General features: G+C 60.9%; 13 protein-coding genes. 4 read left to right on the top strand and 9 right to left on the bottom strand.

What is annotated here, in order from left to right; translation table 11 throughout:
* Positions 1-2: 2 nt before the first annotated feature.
* The 3 genes from JJN09_RS25280 to gpmI all read right to left on the bottom strand — a co-directional run bounded on the left by JJN09_RS25280 (position 3) and on the right by gpmI (position 4,324).
* The gene (locus tag JJN09_RS25280) at positions 3-1,322 is read right to left on the bottom strand and encodes a S41 family peptidase (RefSeq protein WP_096821959.1); all 1,320 of its coding nucleotides are present in this window, start codon (positions 1,320-1,322) and stop codon (positions 3-5) included.
* Positions 1,323-1,356: 34 nt separating this feature from the next.
* Positions 1,357-2,661, bottom strand: coding sequence for a murein hydrolase activator EnvC (locus JJN09_RS25275; protein WP_102622641.1), 1,305 nt, complete (start codon positions 2,659-2,661; stop codon positions 1,357-1,359).
* Between the two features lie 136 nt (positions 2,662-2,797).
* Complete coding sequence (gpmI, locus tag JJN09_RS25270) at positions 2,798-4,324, bottom strand: 2,3-bisphosphoglycerate-independent phosphoglycerate mutase (protein WP_249484240.1); 1,527 nt, start codon at positions 4,322-4,324, stop codon at positions 2,798-2,800.
* 153 nt (positions 4,325-4,477) lie between these two features.
* Here gpmI and JJN09_RS25265 point away from each other — a divergent pair, with 153 nt between their 5' ends.
* The 3 genes from JJN09_RS25265 to secB are packed head-to-tail and all read left to right on the top strand — an operon-like array spanning position 4,478 to position 5,690.
* Entirely contained in the window at positions 4,478-4,891 is a 414-nt protein-coding gene (locus JJN09_RS25265; protein ID WP_096821962.1) for a rhodanese-like domain-containing protein, read from the top strand.
* A 1-nt stretch (position 4,892) separates the two neighbouring features.
* The gene (gene grxC, locus JJN09_RS25260; protein ID WP_249484238.1) at positions 4,893-5,147 is read left to right on the top strand and encodes a glutaredoxin 3; all 255 of its coding nucleotides are present in this window, start codon (positions 4,893-4,895) and stop codon (positions 5,145-5,147) included.
* 57 nt (positions 5,148-5,204) lie between these two features.
* Entirely contained in the window at positions 5,205-5,690 is a 486-nt protein-coding gene (gene secB, locus JJN09_RS25255) for a protein-export chaperone SecB (protein WP_085733279.1), read from the top strand.
* A gap of 65 nt (positions 5,691-5,755) precedes the next feature.
* Here the strand turns inward: secB and JJN09_RS25250 are convergent, their stop codons facing one another.
* Positions 5,756-6,211, bottom strand: coding sequence for a tRNA (cytidine(34)-2'-O)-methyltransferase (locus JJN09_RS25250; protein ID WP_041071426.1), 456 nt, complete (start codon positions 6,209-6,211; stop codon positions 5,756-5,758).
* Here JJN09_RS25250 and JJN09_RS25245 point away from each other — a divergent pair.
* The gene (locus JJN09_RS25245; RefSeq protein WP_249484237.1) at positions 6,210-6,650 is read left to right on the top strand and encodes a hypothetical protein; all 441 of its coding nucleotides are present in this window, start codon (positions 6,210-6,212) and stop codon (positions 6,648-6,650) included. The genes JJN09_RS25250 and JJN09_RS25245 overlap by 2 nt on opposite strands.
* Before the next feature lie 662 nt (positions 6,651-7,312).
* Here JJN09_RS25245 and ntrC read toward each other — a convergent pair.
* The 5 genes from ntrC to JJN09_RS25220 form a co-directional block, all read right to left on the bottom strand.
* Complete coding sequence (ntrC, locus tag JJN09_RS25240; protein ID WP_007952518.1) at positions 7,313-8,749, bottom strand: nitrogen regulation protein NR(I); 1,437 nt, start codon at positions 8,747-8,749, stop codon at positions 7,313-7,315.
* Positions 8,746-9,831, bottom strand: a complete 1,086-nt coding sequence (glnL, locus tag JJN09_RS25235; RefSeq protein ID WP_249484236.1) for a nitrogen regulation protein NR(II) — start codon at positions 9,829-9,831, stop codon at positions 8,746-8,748. Before glnL ends, ntrC begins: the two co-directional genes overlap by 4 nt.
* A gap of 231 nt (positions 9,832-10,062) precedes the next feature.
* A complete protein-coding gene (locus tag JJN09_RS25230; RefSeq protein ID WP_249484235.1) occupies positions 10,063-10,686 on the bottom strand; it encodes a DUF4124 domain-containing protein in 624 nt (207 codons plus the stop codon).
* The gene (locus tag JJN09_RS25225; protein ID WP_249484234.1) at positions 10,683-11,192 is read right to left on the bottom strand and encodes a DUF4124 domain-containing protein; all 510 of its coding nucleotides are present in this window, start codon (positions 11,190-11,192) and stop codon (positions 10,683-10,685) included. Before JJN09_RS25225 ends, JJN09_RS25230 begins: the two co-directional genes overlap by 4 nt.
* 97 nt (positions 11,193-11,289) lie before the next feature.
* Complete coding sequence (locus JJN09_RS25220) at positions 11,290-12,579, bottom strand: toxin-antitoxin system YwqK family antitoxin (RefSeq protein WP_249484233.1); 1,290 nt, start codon at positions 12,577-12,579, stop codon at positions 11,290-11,292.
* Positions 12,580-12,602 lie beyond the last annotated feature (23 nt).

The following is a 12,602-nucleotide window of genomic DNA, read 5'->3' as shown; positions in this document are numbered from 1 at the left end:
CCTCAACGGCCGGACGTGATGCTCAGGCCTTTGAGCAGGCTCAGAGCCTGGGCCAACTGGTAATCGTCATCCTGCGGCATGGCTTTCGGTTTCGCGCCGGAGCCGGTCGGTTTGTCCGCGCCGCCGTTGCCGTTGCCCAGGTGACCCTGCAGGTCGGCTTCCTTGAAGTATTCGCCGTCTGCCTCGTTGGTGATCTTGGCCTTGCGCACTTCGATGTCCGGGACGATGCCCTGGGCCTGGATCGAGCGGCCGTTCGGAGTGAAGTACAGTGCGGTGGTGATCTTCAGCGCACGGTCGTTGTTCAGCGGCAGCACGGTTTGCACCGAGCCTTTGCCAAAACTGGTGGTGCCCATGACCACGGCGCGTTTCTGGTCTTGCAGGGCGCCGGCGACGATTTCCGAGGCCGAGGCACTGCCACCGTTGATCAGCACAACCATTGGCACCGCTTCGCTTTCGTCCTTGCCGGTGGCGGAGAAACGCAGCTCGGAGTTGGCGATCCGGCCCTTGGTGTAGACGATCAGGCCTTTGGTGATGAAGTGGTCGACCACTTCCACCGCTGCCTGCAGCACGCCGCCCGGGTTGTTGCGCAGGTCGAGGATGATGCCGTTGAGCTTCTTGCCGTTGTCCTTGCGCAGCTTGGCCAAGGCCTTGGAGACTTCTTCGCCGGTCTTGACCTGGAACTGGGTGATGCGGATCAGGCCGTAACCCGATTCCAGCAGTTGCGCCTTGACGCTCTTCACCTGGATCACTGCGCGTGCCAGGGTCACGTCGAACGGTGTGCCACCGTCGCGGACCAGGGTCAGGGTGATTTTCTGGCCGATCTTGCCGCGCATCTTGTCTACGGCTTCGGTCATGGTCTGGCCACGGGTCGGTGCGCCGTTGATCTTGACGATGAAGTCACCGGCCTGGATGCCGGCCTTCGATGCAGGGGTGTCGTCGATTGGCGACACGACCTTGATGAATCCGTCTTCCGAGCCAACTTCGATGCCCAGGCCGCCGAACTCACCGCTGGTGCTTTCCTGCAGCTCGGTGAAGTCTTCCGGGCCGAGGTAGGCCGAGTGTGGGTCGAGGTTGCTGAGCATGCCCTTGATGGCGTTTTCCAGCAGGGTTTTGTCGTCCACCGGCTCGACATAGGCGGCCTTGATCCGGTCCATGACCTCGGCAAAGGTGCGCAGTTCTTCCAGCGGCAGCGGGGCCTTGGAAGTCGCAGCAGTGCCTGCCGGAGCGACAGCCGGGGCCGGTTGAGCGGCGAACGCCAGAGGCGCGCCGATCACCAGGGCGATCGTCAGGGCCAGCGAGGTAAGACGGGACAAATGCAGCATGTCGAACGAACTCCTAAAGTTGGTGACTCAACGCCTATCCTTGCGCGCGGCACCATTGCGCCGGATCACTCGGGTGACCCTGCTGACGAATTGCGAAATACAGCGCTGGTGTGTCCTGCCCGCCACTGCTACCGACAGTGGAGATGGACTCACCGGCTTTTACCACGTCACCAGCCGACTTCAGCAGCGTCTGGTTATGACCGTAAAGGCTCAGAAAACCGTTGCCGTGGTCGAGGATCACCAGCAGCCCGGCACCGCGCAACCAGTCGGCAAACACCACGCGCCCGCCGTGTACGGCGTGAACCTGGCTGCCGGCGGAGGCGCTGATCATCACGCCGTCCCACTTGGTGCGAGCATCATCGCCACGGGTTTCACCGAAGCGTGCCAGCAGTCGACCATCAACCGGCCATGGAAGTTTTCCCCGGGTGGCAGCAAAAGGGCCGCCGAACGTCTCGCCGCTGCTGGAAACCAGCGCGCCAGGGGTAGGTCTGGCTTGTTTTCGCGGGGCGTCACTGGTGTCCGAGTCCGCATCGGCGCGGGCCTGGGCCTCACGCAAACGCTTTTTTTCTGCTTCCTGCTGGGCGATGAGCGCTTTCTGTCGCGCTTCTTCTGCCTCACGGGCCTGGCGGGCCAGGGTTTCTTCAATGGTTTTAAGGACTTTAGACAGGTCTGCCTGATCCTGCTCGCGGGAGGCCAGTTTCTGATCGCGCGCTTTCACGTCGTCGTTGAGCTTGGCCAGCACCTGCTGGCGCTCCTTGCGAACCTTGTCGAGTGCGTCGCGCTGTGTATCCAGGTCGCTTTTCTGCACCAGCAACTGGGCTTGCTGGGCGGAGATGTCTTTTTCGACATTCGCCAGTTGGCGCAGGGTTTCGTTGAAATTCTTCAGTTGCTCCAGGCGGGCCTGGCTCAGGTAGTCGTAGTAGGTGAGGGTGCGAGCGAACTTCTCGGGGTTCTGTTGGTTGAGCAACAGCTTGAGGTATTCCTGCCGACCGTTCTGGTAGGCCGCGCGGGCCTGGATGGCGATCAGTCGTTGCTGTTCAGTGCGCGCGCTCTGGAGTTTTTTTTTCTCCGCATCGAGCCGCTGCAGCTCGGATTCACTCTTCTTCAGCTCTTTTTGCAGGGCGTCGACCTGTTTCTCGAGATTGCCCATCTCGGTTTCAGTGCCCTTGAGCTCTTTCTGTACGCCGGACTTTTCTTCCTGGAGCTTGCCCAGCAGTTTTTTCAGCTCGGCGATATCCTGACGCGTGGCGTCCAACTGTTGTTGGGTTTGCGCGCGCTCGTCAGCGAAGGCCGGTTGGAGCAGGCATGTCAGAGCGAGGGCGATCAGGACGCGAAGCATAGAGGCGGGCGGCACCAGGGTAAGGGACGGCCTAGTATGCCCGCCCCACGCTGCAAAAAAAACGCCTCAAAGCCAACTGCTTTGAGGCGTTCGTCATAAAAAGCCGTTTCAGGCTGATTACAGGGCGCTTTTGATATCAGACCAGAATCGAAGTGCCCGTCATTTCCGCCGGTTTTTCCAGGCCCAGCAGCTTGAGCATGGTCGGTGCCACGTCCGCCAGCACGCCGCCTGCACGGACCTTGAGGTCACGCTTGCCCACATAAATGAACGGCACCGGCTCGGTGGTGTGCGCGGTGTGCGCCTGGCCGGTGGCTTCGTCGGCCATTTGCTCGACGTTGCCGTGGTCGGCGGTGATCAGCGCTTCGCCGCCCACCTTTTCCAGTGCCTCGACGATGCGGCCGACGCAGGTGTCCAGGCACTCAACGGCTTTCACCGCCGCGTCGAACACACCGCTGTGGCCGACCATGTCGCCGTTGGCGTAGTTGACCACGATCACGTCGTAACGCTGGTGTTCGATGGCATCGACGATGCGGTCGGTGACTTCTGGTGCACTCATCTCTGGCTGAAGGTCATACGTGGCGACTTTCGGCGACGGGATCAGAATGCGCTCTTCGCCCGGGAACGGTTCTTCGCGACCGCCGGAGAAGAAAAAGGTTACGTGTGCGTATTTCTCGGTTTCGGCAATGCGCAGCTGGGTCTTGCCGTTTTTCGCCAGGTAGTCACCGAGCACGTTTTCCAGGCTGCCCGGCGCAAAGGCTGCGGGGGCCGGGATGCTGGCGGCGTATTGAGTCAGGCCCACGTACTGCACTTTTGGCTGGCGTGCGCGTTCGAATTCCTGGAAACCGTCTTCGACAAACACGCGGCTGAGTTCGCGGGCACGGTCGGCGCGGAAGTTCATGAACACCACGGCGTCGCCGTCTTCGACTTTTACCGGCTCACCGATGCTGGTGGCCTTGACGAATTCGTCGCTCTCGCCACGGGCGTAAGCGGCTTCCAGGCCTTCCTGAGCAGTGGCGGCGTTGAATTCGCCCTTGCCGTCGACGATCAGGTTGTAGGCCTGGGAAACACGGTCCCAGCGGTTATCGCGGTCCATGGCGAAGTAGCGGCCGATGATGCTGGCGATACGACCCTTGCCGAGCGCCTGGAAGCTCGCGTCGAGCAGTTCGATCGACGAAGCGGCGCTTTTCGGCGGCGTGTCGCGCCCGTCGAGGAAGGCGTGCAGGTAGATTTTTTCGGCGCCACGCTTGAAGGCCAGTTCGGCCATGGCAATCAGGTGATCCTGGTGGCTGTGAACGCCGCCATCCGACAGCAGGCCCATGAAATGCACAGCCTTGCCGGCGGCCACGGCTTTGTCCACGGCGGCGCAGATGGTCGGGTTCTCGAAGAACTCGCCGTCGCGGATCGACTTGGTCACGCGTGTGAAGTCCTGATACACCACGCGGCCGGCGCCGAGGTTCATGTGGCCGACTTCGGAGTTGCCCATCTGGCCGTCCGGCAGGCCGACATCCATGCCGCTGCCCGAGATCAAGCCGTTCGGCACAGTGGCCCACAGGCGATCCAGCACAGGCTTTTTGGCCGCAAAGACGGCGTTGGATTCGGGGCTGTCGCTGTGACCGAAGCCGTCGAGAATCATCAGGACCAAAGGTTTAGGCGTGGTAGTCATGGAATCCACTCGTGGCTAATAAAGAAGAGGGCGATGGAAAAGGGAGTTGGAGTTTAAAGCGAAGTTCCGACCGCGTCACCGCCGGACGGGGTTTGGCCGACCATAGTGGCTGTGTATACTGGCCGACATTTTAACGCCCTGGAACCTCCTTCGATGGTTGCTCACCTGATTGAATTTGCCACTAACCACTACATTCTTGTCGGTATCTTCGTCGTACTGCTGGCATTGCTGCTGGCGCACACGGTGCAGGGCGGCGGTAAAAGCCTGAGCACGGGCGAGCTGACCGCACTGGTCAACAAGGAAGCCGGCGTGGTGGTGGACATCCGTCCGAGCAAGGATTACGCCGCCGGTCACATCGTTGGCGCGGTGAACATTCCCCAGGACAAACTGGCCGCCCGTATCGGTGAGCTGGAAAAACACAAGGCCAAGACCATCATTCTGGTCGATGCCTTGGGCCAGACTGCCGGCACCCACGCCCGCGAGCTGATGAAATCCGGCTTCACCGCCGCCAAGCTGTCCGGCGGGATTTCCAGCTGGAAAGGCGACAACCTGCCGCTGGTGAAGTGACATGAGCGAAGTCATCGTCTACTCCAGCGATTACTGCCCTTACTGCTCGCGCGCCAAGTACCTGCTCGCGAACAAAGGCGTGGACTTCGAAGAGATCAAGGTCGATGGCAAGCCGCAAGTGCGCGCCGCCATGGCCCAGAAGGCCGGACGCACGTCCGTGCCGCAGATCTGGATCGGCGACACTCACGTCGGTGGATGTGACGATTTGTTTGCCCTGGAGCGCGCCGGCAAGCTCGACGCGCTGCTCAAGGCCTGAACTGCTGCACCTGCAAACCAAGAACCCTAAAAGACCCAAGATCAGAAAGGATCTGAGATGACTGACCAACAGAACACTGCAGCCAGCGAAGAAGAAACCGCACCGCAATTCTCCTTGCAGCGCATCTACGTACGCGACCTGTCCTTCGAAGCCCCGAAAAGCCCGGCGATCTTCCGCCAGCAGTGGGACCCGGCGGTCGGTCTGGATCTGAACACCCGTCAGAAGGCGCTGGAAGGCGATTTCTACGAAGTCGTGCTGACCCTGTCCGTCACCGTGAAAAACGGTGAAGAAGTTGCCTTCATCGCTGAAGTGCAACAGGCCGGTATCTTCCTGATCAAGAACCTGGACGCGGCTTCGATGAGCCACACCCTGGGTGCGTTCTGCCCGAACATCCTGTTCCCGTACGCTCGCGAAACCCTGGACAGCCTGGTGACCCGTGGTTCGTTCCCGGCCCTGATGCTGGCCCCGGTGAACTTCGACGCCCTGTACGCGCAAGAGCTGCAGCGCATGCAGGAAGCCGGCGAGACCCCGACCGTTCAGTAAGCGGTCGATGCAACAACGAAAAAAGCGCCGTTACAGGCGCTTTTTTCTTGGGCGATCGAATGGCGTTACTTGAAGTCGTTTTGCCGCCACGCTTCGTACACGGCCACCGCTACGGTGTTGGACAGGTTCAGGCTGCGGCAACCTTCGCGCATCGGCAGGCGCAGGCGCTGTTCGGCGGGTAGGGCATCCAGCACTTCAGGCGGCAGGCCACGACTTTCCGGGCCGAAAATGAAGGCATCGCCGGGGACGAACGCGGCATCGTGAAACGGTCGCGAACCCTTGGTGGTGAAGGCGAACAGCCGTGGGTGGCCGAGGCTTTCCAGGCAACTGGCCAGGTCGGCATGGCGTTGCAGAGTGGCATACTCGTGGTAGTCGAGACCGGCGCGACGCAGACGCTTGTCGTCCATCTCGAAGCCCAGCGGTTCGATCAAATGCAGGTGGCAGCCGCTGTTGGCGCACAGCCTGATAACGTTACCGGTGTTCGGTGGAATTTCCGGTTGAAAAAGGATGACGTGAAACATGCACGGCTCCGAAGGTAAAGATGACGCGCATTCTACGCCGCAAGCAGACCCGCGTTCGAAACTATTCCTGCGGGTAATGGCGTCGCTGGCGATCGTCGGTGTGATGGTCGGGATGATGATCGGCCGTTTGACCACGCCTGACCCGAGCGTCTTGCAGCAGGTCGAGGTGATCGATGGCGGTCTGGCGGTCTGGTTCAACAACGAGCCGAAGCTGCACGGCGAGATCGTCGATGGCAGCGTTGCGCTGTTGTTCGAGGCCGAGGGTAAGGCGCAGAAGGGCCAGCTCAAGCTCAACGGCAAGGACGTGAACTGGCGGACGCGATTGAGTGATGGGGGCTTGTTGCTGACGCTGGTGGCAGCGCGACCGCTGCAAGGGGAGTGGGCCGGCAGCCAGGTCGATGGCCGCTGGCGGCTGGAGATCCATCTCCGGGAGCAATAAAAGAGGGAATCCCCGGCCTGCCTGTACCAAGGTTCCCGAAACGGGCGGGCTCATCGCATCGCGTACTGAGCCGGTGTAAAGAAGGAACCCCTGACCTGCCTGTATCAAGGGCCCCAAAAGGGTGGACTCATCGAGTCCGGTGTAAAGAGGGGAATCCCCGGCCTGCCTGTACCAAGGCCCCCGAAAGGGTTGGTGAAACGAATCACCTGACTGAGTTATTGCAGGGGGCGTGCCAGTTTTTATCGTTTTGAAACAAAAAAGCCTGAAGCAATGACGGAAGCCCCGTAATACGGGGCTTTTGTGCAATCTGGATTTGGGTTTTTCAGCGGATTCGACGGAGTAGGCAAGGGTGGCGCTGTGCGCGATTACGGGTCTTGGTGCCTTGTCGTGGTGCACCCGTGGCGGGTCGGCGGTGTGGCGGGGTTAGTGGGCGGGTCCGGAATTGCCCCCTCACCCTAGCCCTCTCCCAGAGGGAGAGGGGACTGACCGAGAAGTTTGTTCAAGCTACGCCGACGTGAAATATCGAGTTGAACTCAGGTCTGAATTCAACCGAGATCTGCTCCCTTTCCCCTCGCCCCCTTGGGGGCGGTCCGACGTTTCGGGAGGGCTGGGGTGAGGGGGAGGGATCGTGAGTCCAGCAAGAGAATCAAGCAAACGAGGTTTTAGCCTTCATCACCCTCATCATCATCCCCGCCATCAACCTTCATCCCCAGTTCCTTGATCTTGCGGGTCAGGGTGTTCCGGCCCCAGCCCAACAGCACCGCAGCGTCACGACGACGCCCGGCAGTGTGCTTCAGCGCGGTCTCGATCATGATCCGCTCGAACGCCGGCACCGCGCTGTCGAGCAGGCTCGACTGACCGCGTGCCAAGGCCTGATCGGCCCACTGACGCAGGGCCTGTTCCCAGTTGGTCACCGGCGCCGAGTCCTGCGGCAGGCTCAACAGTTCCGGCGGCAGGTCGCTGATGTGCACCTCGCGCCCGGACGCCATCACCGTGATCCAGCGACAGGTGTTTTCCAGCTGACGCACGTTGCCCGGCCATGGCAGGTTTTTCAGGTATTCCTCGGTCTCGCTTTTCAGCAGCTTCGGCTCGACTGCGAGCTCTTGTGCGGCGCGGCTGAGGAAGTGCTTGGCCAGGGTCGGGATGTCTTCGCGACGGTCCGACAGGCGCGGGATGTGGATGCGAATCACGTTGAGGCGGTGGAACAAGTCCTCACGGAATTTCCCGGCGTGAACGAGGGTTTCCAGGTTCTGGTGAGTCGCGGCGATGATCCGTACATCGACCTTGACCGGCACGTGCCCGCCAACGCGATAGAACTCGCCATCGGCCAGCACCCGCAGCAGTCGGGTCTGGGTGTCTGCCGGCATGTCGCCGATTTCATCGAGGAACAGCGTGCCGCCGTCAGCCTGTTCGAAACGGCCGCGACGCAGGTTGGCCGCGCCGGTGAAGGCGCCTTTCTCGTGGCCGAACAGCTCGGATTCCATCAAGTCCTTCGGGATCGCCGCCATGTTCAGCGCGATGAACGGCGAGGCCGCACGCGGGCTGTGGCGGTGCAGGGCGTGAGCCACCAGTTCTTTACCGGTGCCCGACTCGCCGTTGATCAGCACGGTGATGTTGGAGTGGCTCAATCGCCCGATGGCGCGAAACACTTCCTGCATCGCCGGCGCTTCGCCGATGATTTCCGGGGTGCGGGTCAGGGTCGGCGCGACTTCCAGGCCCTGTTGTTCCTGGGCGTGCTGATTGGCACGTTTGACCAGCGACACCGCTTCGTCGACATCGAACGGTTTTGGCAGGTACTCGAAGGCGCCGCCCTGATACGAGGCGACAGCGCTGTCCAGATCGGAGTGAGCGGTCATGATGATGACCGGCAGTCGTGGGTGTTGCTCGCGAATCCGCGCCAGAAGGTCCAGACCGCTGGCACCCGGCATGCGGATGTCGGAGATGATCACGTCCGGCTGCTGGCGCGCCAGGCGGCTCATCACGCCATCGGCACTGTCGAAGCTCTGGGTGGTCATGCCTTCCTGTTGCAGGGCTTTTTCCAGGACCCAACGGATAGAACGGTCGTCATCGACGATCCACACGGTTTCACTACGGCTCATGTCGATGTGGCTCCTTGTTCCAGTGGCAGAAAGATCGAGAAGGTGGTGTGGCCTGGATGGCTGTCACACTCGATCAGGCCCTGGTGCTGGCTGATGATGTTCTGGGTAATGGCCAAGCCCAGCCCGGTACCGTCCGGACGGCCGCTGACCATGGGAAAGAAAATGGTTTCCTGGAGTTCCGCCGGGATCCCCGGGCCGTTGTCGATGATCTCGATCTTGGTCACCAGGCGATGGCGGATATGGCCGATGGTGAACTGGCGCATCGCGCGGGTACGCAGGCTGATGCGGCCCAGGCGCAACTCGTTCTGGCTGCTGATTGCCTGCATCGCATTGCGGACGATGTTCAACACCGCCTGAATCATCTGCTCGCGGTCAATCAACACGTCGGGAATGCTCGGATCGTAATCGCGCACCAGCGTGATGCAGCCCTGGCTTTCGGCCTCGACCAGTTGGCAGACGCGCTCCAGCACTTCGTGGACGTTGCACAACGCCAGCGACGGCAATTTGTTCGAGCCGAGCATGCGGTCGACCAGATTGCGCAGGCGGTCGGCCTCTTCAATGATCACGTTGGTGTAGTCGCGCAGGCTGTCTTCCGGCAGCTGCCGGGCCAGCAATTGCGCGGCGCCACGAATACCGCCCAGCGGGTTCTTGATCTCGTGGGCGAGGCCGCGCACCAGCATCTTGCTGGTTTCCTGCTTGGACAGCTGCGCCTCCTCCTTGGTGATCCGCAGCAGGCGGTCGCGAGGGTGAACCTCCAGCAACAGCAGGGTCGCGCCGTTGCTGAGGATCGGCGTCACCGCGTAGTCCACGGTCAGGGTCTGGCCGGTGAGGGCGGTGAGCATCGCTTCGCGCTTGGTGAACGGGTGCGCCTGTTCCACCGCCTGGCGCAACGAATTGAGCGCCTCGGTGGACTCGGTGAACAGCTCGCTGATGAACTGGCCATGGCTGCGCTGACCGCTGATGGCCAGCAGCATCTCCGCCGCCGGGTTCATGTACTCGAGGCGCAATTCGGCATCGAGCAAGATGGTGGCGGTGGTCAGGTTGTCGAGCAGCAAACGGTGGAGTGCGTCGCTTATGGTCATCAGGACCTCTTTTGGAGCAAGGCGTGCGCAAGGAACCAAGCGCCGATATCAGGAAAATGCAAAAACCAAACCAAGGCTCCGAAAAGAAGCGTTCGACCCCTGAAACGGGCGTTTGACGCTCGTTTGCGTGGCGATCCGCCGACCCTGTCGGGTACTTTCGAACCAAAATGGGTTGCAATGTGGGTACGGTGCAGACTGTTGCACCAATATAGTGCGCAAAGCTGAACGGCGTTAGAAGAAACGCAGGAAGGGATTTTTCGGTTCGACGGGTTTGTCTTTCAGCGGGCATTCGGGGCGGACGCCGTAGTCGTCAGTGGAGCAAGGTTTGACCTGGCGTTTCTGTGCCAGCGAGATGCGCTGCATGTGGAACGGCTGATTGGCGGTGCGCTCGACGATACGATCCTGTGCGTCGAGAATCTCCACCGACAGGTTATGACTGCCGCGGTCGATATTGCTCAGCGGGAACACCGGGCTAAGGCCGGGCTCGCCGGTGGCCTGGCCGTCCAGCAGCAGGCGATAGCGATGACCTTTTTGCAGCCCCGGTTCGCTGGTGATGCTGACGATCAATTCGCCGGCGCTGCTGCGAATGGTGGCGTCCGGTTCGGGAACCAGCACCCGCAGCATGTCGTAGCGGAACAGCGGTTGTTCCGGTGATTTTTTAGCCGTGGTGATGGGCGTCGCCCCGGTCGGGTTGGAAGCCATTCGGTTGCTGGTGGCCAGCGGCACGCGCTTGGCATTGCCGCGCGGTTGATCGGTGTAGACCCGATTGCCCTGCGAATCGACATAAGTGAAGACCTCGGCAGATGCGCCGAACGCAAACAGGGCCAGACACACAGCGATCAATCCGCGAGTCATGGCTTGTGCACCCGCTGCACAGTGAAAACCACTGCCGGACTCTGCTGAATGATCGCCTCGCCATTGATCACCTGAACCGCCAGCCGATGCTCGCCCCGGTCGACGTTCACCAATTGCAGGATCGGCACATTGCTCGGTTGACCGTAAGGCGCGTCGTCCAGCAGCAGGCGCAATTGATGTGGCGGTTGCAGTCGCGGCTTGATCTGCACGCTGACGGTGAACGTGCCGTTGTTGGCGCGCAGAGCCTCTTCGGTGGGCAGGCTGGTCAGTTCCAGCACCTCATAGGCATTGCGCACAGGCGCACGGCTGGCCGTGTCTGACGACGGCGCACTCGGAGCCTGAGGCTGGACGCTGTTGAGCGGCGGCAACGCCACCGGCTGTGCCTTCACGCCGTCCGGCGCATGATCGCTGTAGACCGTGTTGCCGCTGGCGTCGGTGTATTTGTAGATCTGCGCGCTGGCGGGCAGGGCGATCAGCAGCAGGATGTAGACAAAGGTGCGACCCATGAAATCGACCGGGAACGAAAACGATGGGTTGCAGCATAGGCCAGGGGCGGCGGTTAGCCCAACCGGGACAACATCTGCTCACACAAGCGGCCCGGATTTATTGTGAGATGCCCGGCGTATCCGCACTTTCACGGGCACCGGACAGGGCACCGGCCTTGTAGTGCTCGATGAAGATCGGCACACCGTTGGCGTCGACTTCACGCAACTCGCCTTCCTTCTTGTCGTCGGCGAAGTGGACGCTCCGGGTGTGACCATTGTCCGTCCTGGTCACCCAGAGGCCTTCGCGTTTTCCATCACGATATTCGCCGTGTTCGGTCGTACCGCGAACCGTCAATTCACTGGGGCCGTTGAGTTGGCCGTTGGCATAGGTCTGGAATCCTGTGGCGACCCATTCCAATTCGTCGTAGTTGTGAAGCTGCCAGCGGCCCTCGCGCAAGTCATTGTGGTACTCGCCTTCGAGAATTTGTCCATCCTGGTACAGATTCCATTGCCCCTCTCGTTTGCCCTCTACGAAATTACCGGACTCCGAATATTTTTCGTCTTTGGAAGACGACCACGGACCGATACGCACGCCTTGCTTGTAGGCCCCTTGGGCCGAGATAGAGACGGAATCATAAGACACTGACTGGCCGTCTTCGCCGCCGGTGAATCTCGTCGGTTCGGTTTCCCAGGCAATACGCCTGACCCGATAGTTGTAGAGCGTGCGGTTACCCTCGACGAGGGTCTCGTCGAGCCAGCGCCAGAAGGTAACGGTGAGAAACCGGCCGTCTTTTTCCTGGTAGGTCTTTTTGAAAAAGTACGGCTCGTCATCTGGCGTCGGGTTGCTCAGTGGGTCGTAGTACTGGCCGTAATAGCTCACCAGTTTCCCTTGGCTGAGATCGAGCTGGTCGAATTCCGGTACACCGGACTCTTCAAGGAGGAGGCTGTAGTTGAGCGGGGTGATCTGGCTTAGCGCTTTCTTGATGGTCAGGGCGTCGAGGTGCTTGCGACCCTCAGCGATCAGGTCCAGCGCTGGCTGCAATCGCGTGACGCGGCTATAGAGTTGATCGTTGTCGTTGTACTTGTAGGCATAGATCCTGTAGCCGTCGCTTTGCCTGAAAAGCACGAAGCGAGTGGGATCCTCACTGTCGAGCGACATTAGAAAAACCGACTCGATACTCGCCTGGCCGAAGTCATCGAGCAATTGCGGACGTTCGCCCGGTGTCTTGCAACGGCAGTAATAACCTTTGACGCCGTTCGCTTCCTTGATGAACGCCAGGGTCATCGAGCTTTCTTGCAAGCCCTGGATCAGCGGGTGAGCCAGAGGCTTGTCTTCATAGAACTCGGCAGCGCCGACTGTCGAGCAGGCGAGGCCGGCCATCAGGGCGATAGCCTGTAACCACTTCATGCGAATCCCTTCGTCAAGGCACC

The sequence above is a fragment of the Pseudomonas sp. HS6 genome, from assembly GCF_023375815.1.
Classification (GTDB): Bacteria; Pseudomonadota; Gammaproteobacteria; order Pseudomonadales; family Pseudomonadaceae; genus Aquipseudomonas.
The sequence above is the reverse complement of the archived record's forward strand: the minus strand, read 5'-3'. Positions and strand labels throughout refer to the sequence as shown.

What these genes read in the sequence shown, in the direction of transcription:
- JJN09_RS25280 (WP_096821959.1), bottom strand. Translation starts at nt 1,322, where the DNA reads ATGCTGCATTTGTCCCGTCTTACCTCGCTGGCCCTGACGATCGCCCTG.
- JJN09_RS25275 (WP_102622641.1), bottom strand. Translation starts at nt 2,661, where the DNA reads ATGCTTCGCGTCCTGATCGCCCTCGCTCTGACATGCCTGCTCCAACCG.
- gpmI (WP_249484240.1), bottom strand. Translation starts at nt 4,324, where the DNA reads ATGACTACCACGCCTAAACCTTTGGTCCTGATGATTCTCGACGGCTTC.
- JJN09_RS25265 (WP_096821962.1), top strand. Translation starts at nt 4,478, where the DNA reads ATGGTTGCTCACCTGATTGAATTTGCCACTAACCACTACATTCTTGTC.
- grxC (WP_249484238.1), top strand. Translation starts at nt 4,893, where the DNA reads ATGAGCGAAGTCATCGTCTACTCCAGCGATTACTGCCCTTACTGCTCG.
- secB (WP_085733279.1), top strand. Translation starts at nt 5,205, where the DNA reads ATGACTGACCAACAGAACACTGCAGCCAGCGAAGAAGAAACCGCACCG.
- JJN09_RS25245 (WP_249484237.1), top strand. Translation starts at nt 6,210, where the DNA reads ATGCACGGCTCCGAAGGTAAAGATGACGCGCATTCTACGCCGCAAGCA.
- JJN09_RS25250 (WP_041071426.1), bottom strand. Translation starts at nt 6,211, where the DNA reads ATGTTTCACGTCATCCTTTTTCAACCGGAAATTCCACCGAACACCGGT.
- ntrC (WP_007952518.1), bottom strand. Translation starts at nt 8,749, where the DNA reads ATGAGCCGTAGTGAAACCGTGTGGATCGTCGATGACGACCGTTCTATC.
- glnL (WP_249484236.1), bottom strand. Translation starts at nt 9,831, where the DNA reads ATGACCATAAGCGACGCACTCCACCGTTTGCTGCTCGACAACCTGACC.
- JJN09_RS25230 (WP_249484235.1), bottom strand. Translation starts at nt 10,686, where the DNA reads ATGACTCGCGGATTGATCGCTGTGTGTCTGGCCCTGTTTGCGTTCGGC.
- JJN09_RS25225 (WP_249484234.1), bottom strand. Translation starts at nt 11,192, where the DNA reads ATGGGTCGCACCTTTGTCTACATCCTGCTGCTGATCGCCCTGCCCGCC.
- JJN09_RS25220 (WP_249484233.1), bottom strand. Translation starts at nt 12,579, where the DNA reads ATGAAGTGGTTACAGGCTATCGCCCTGATGGCCGGCCTCGCCTGCTCG.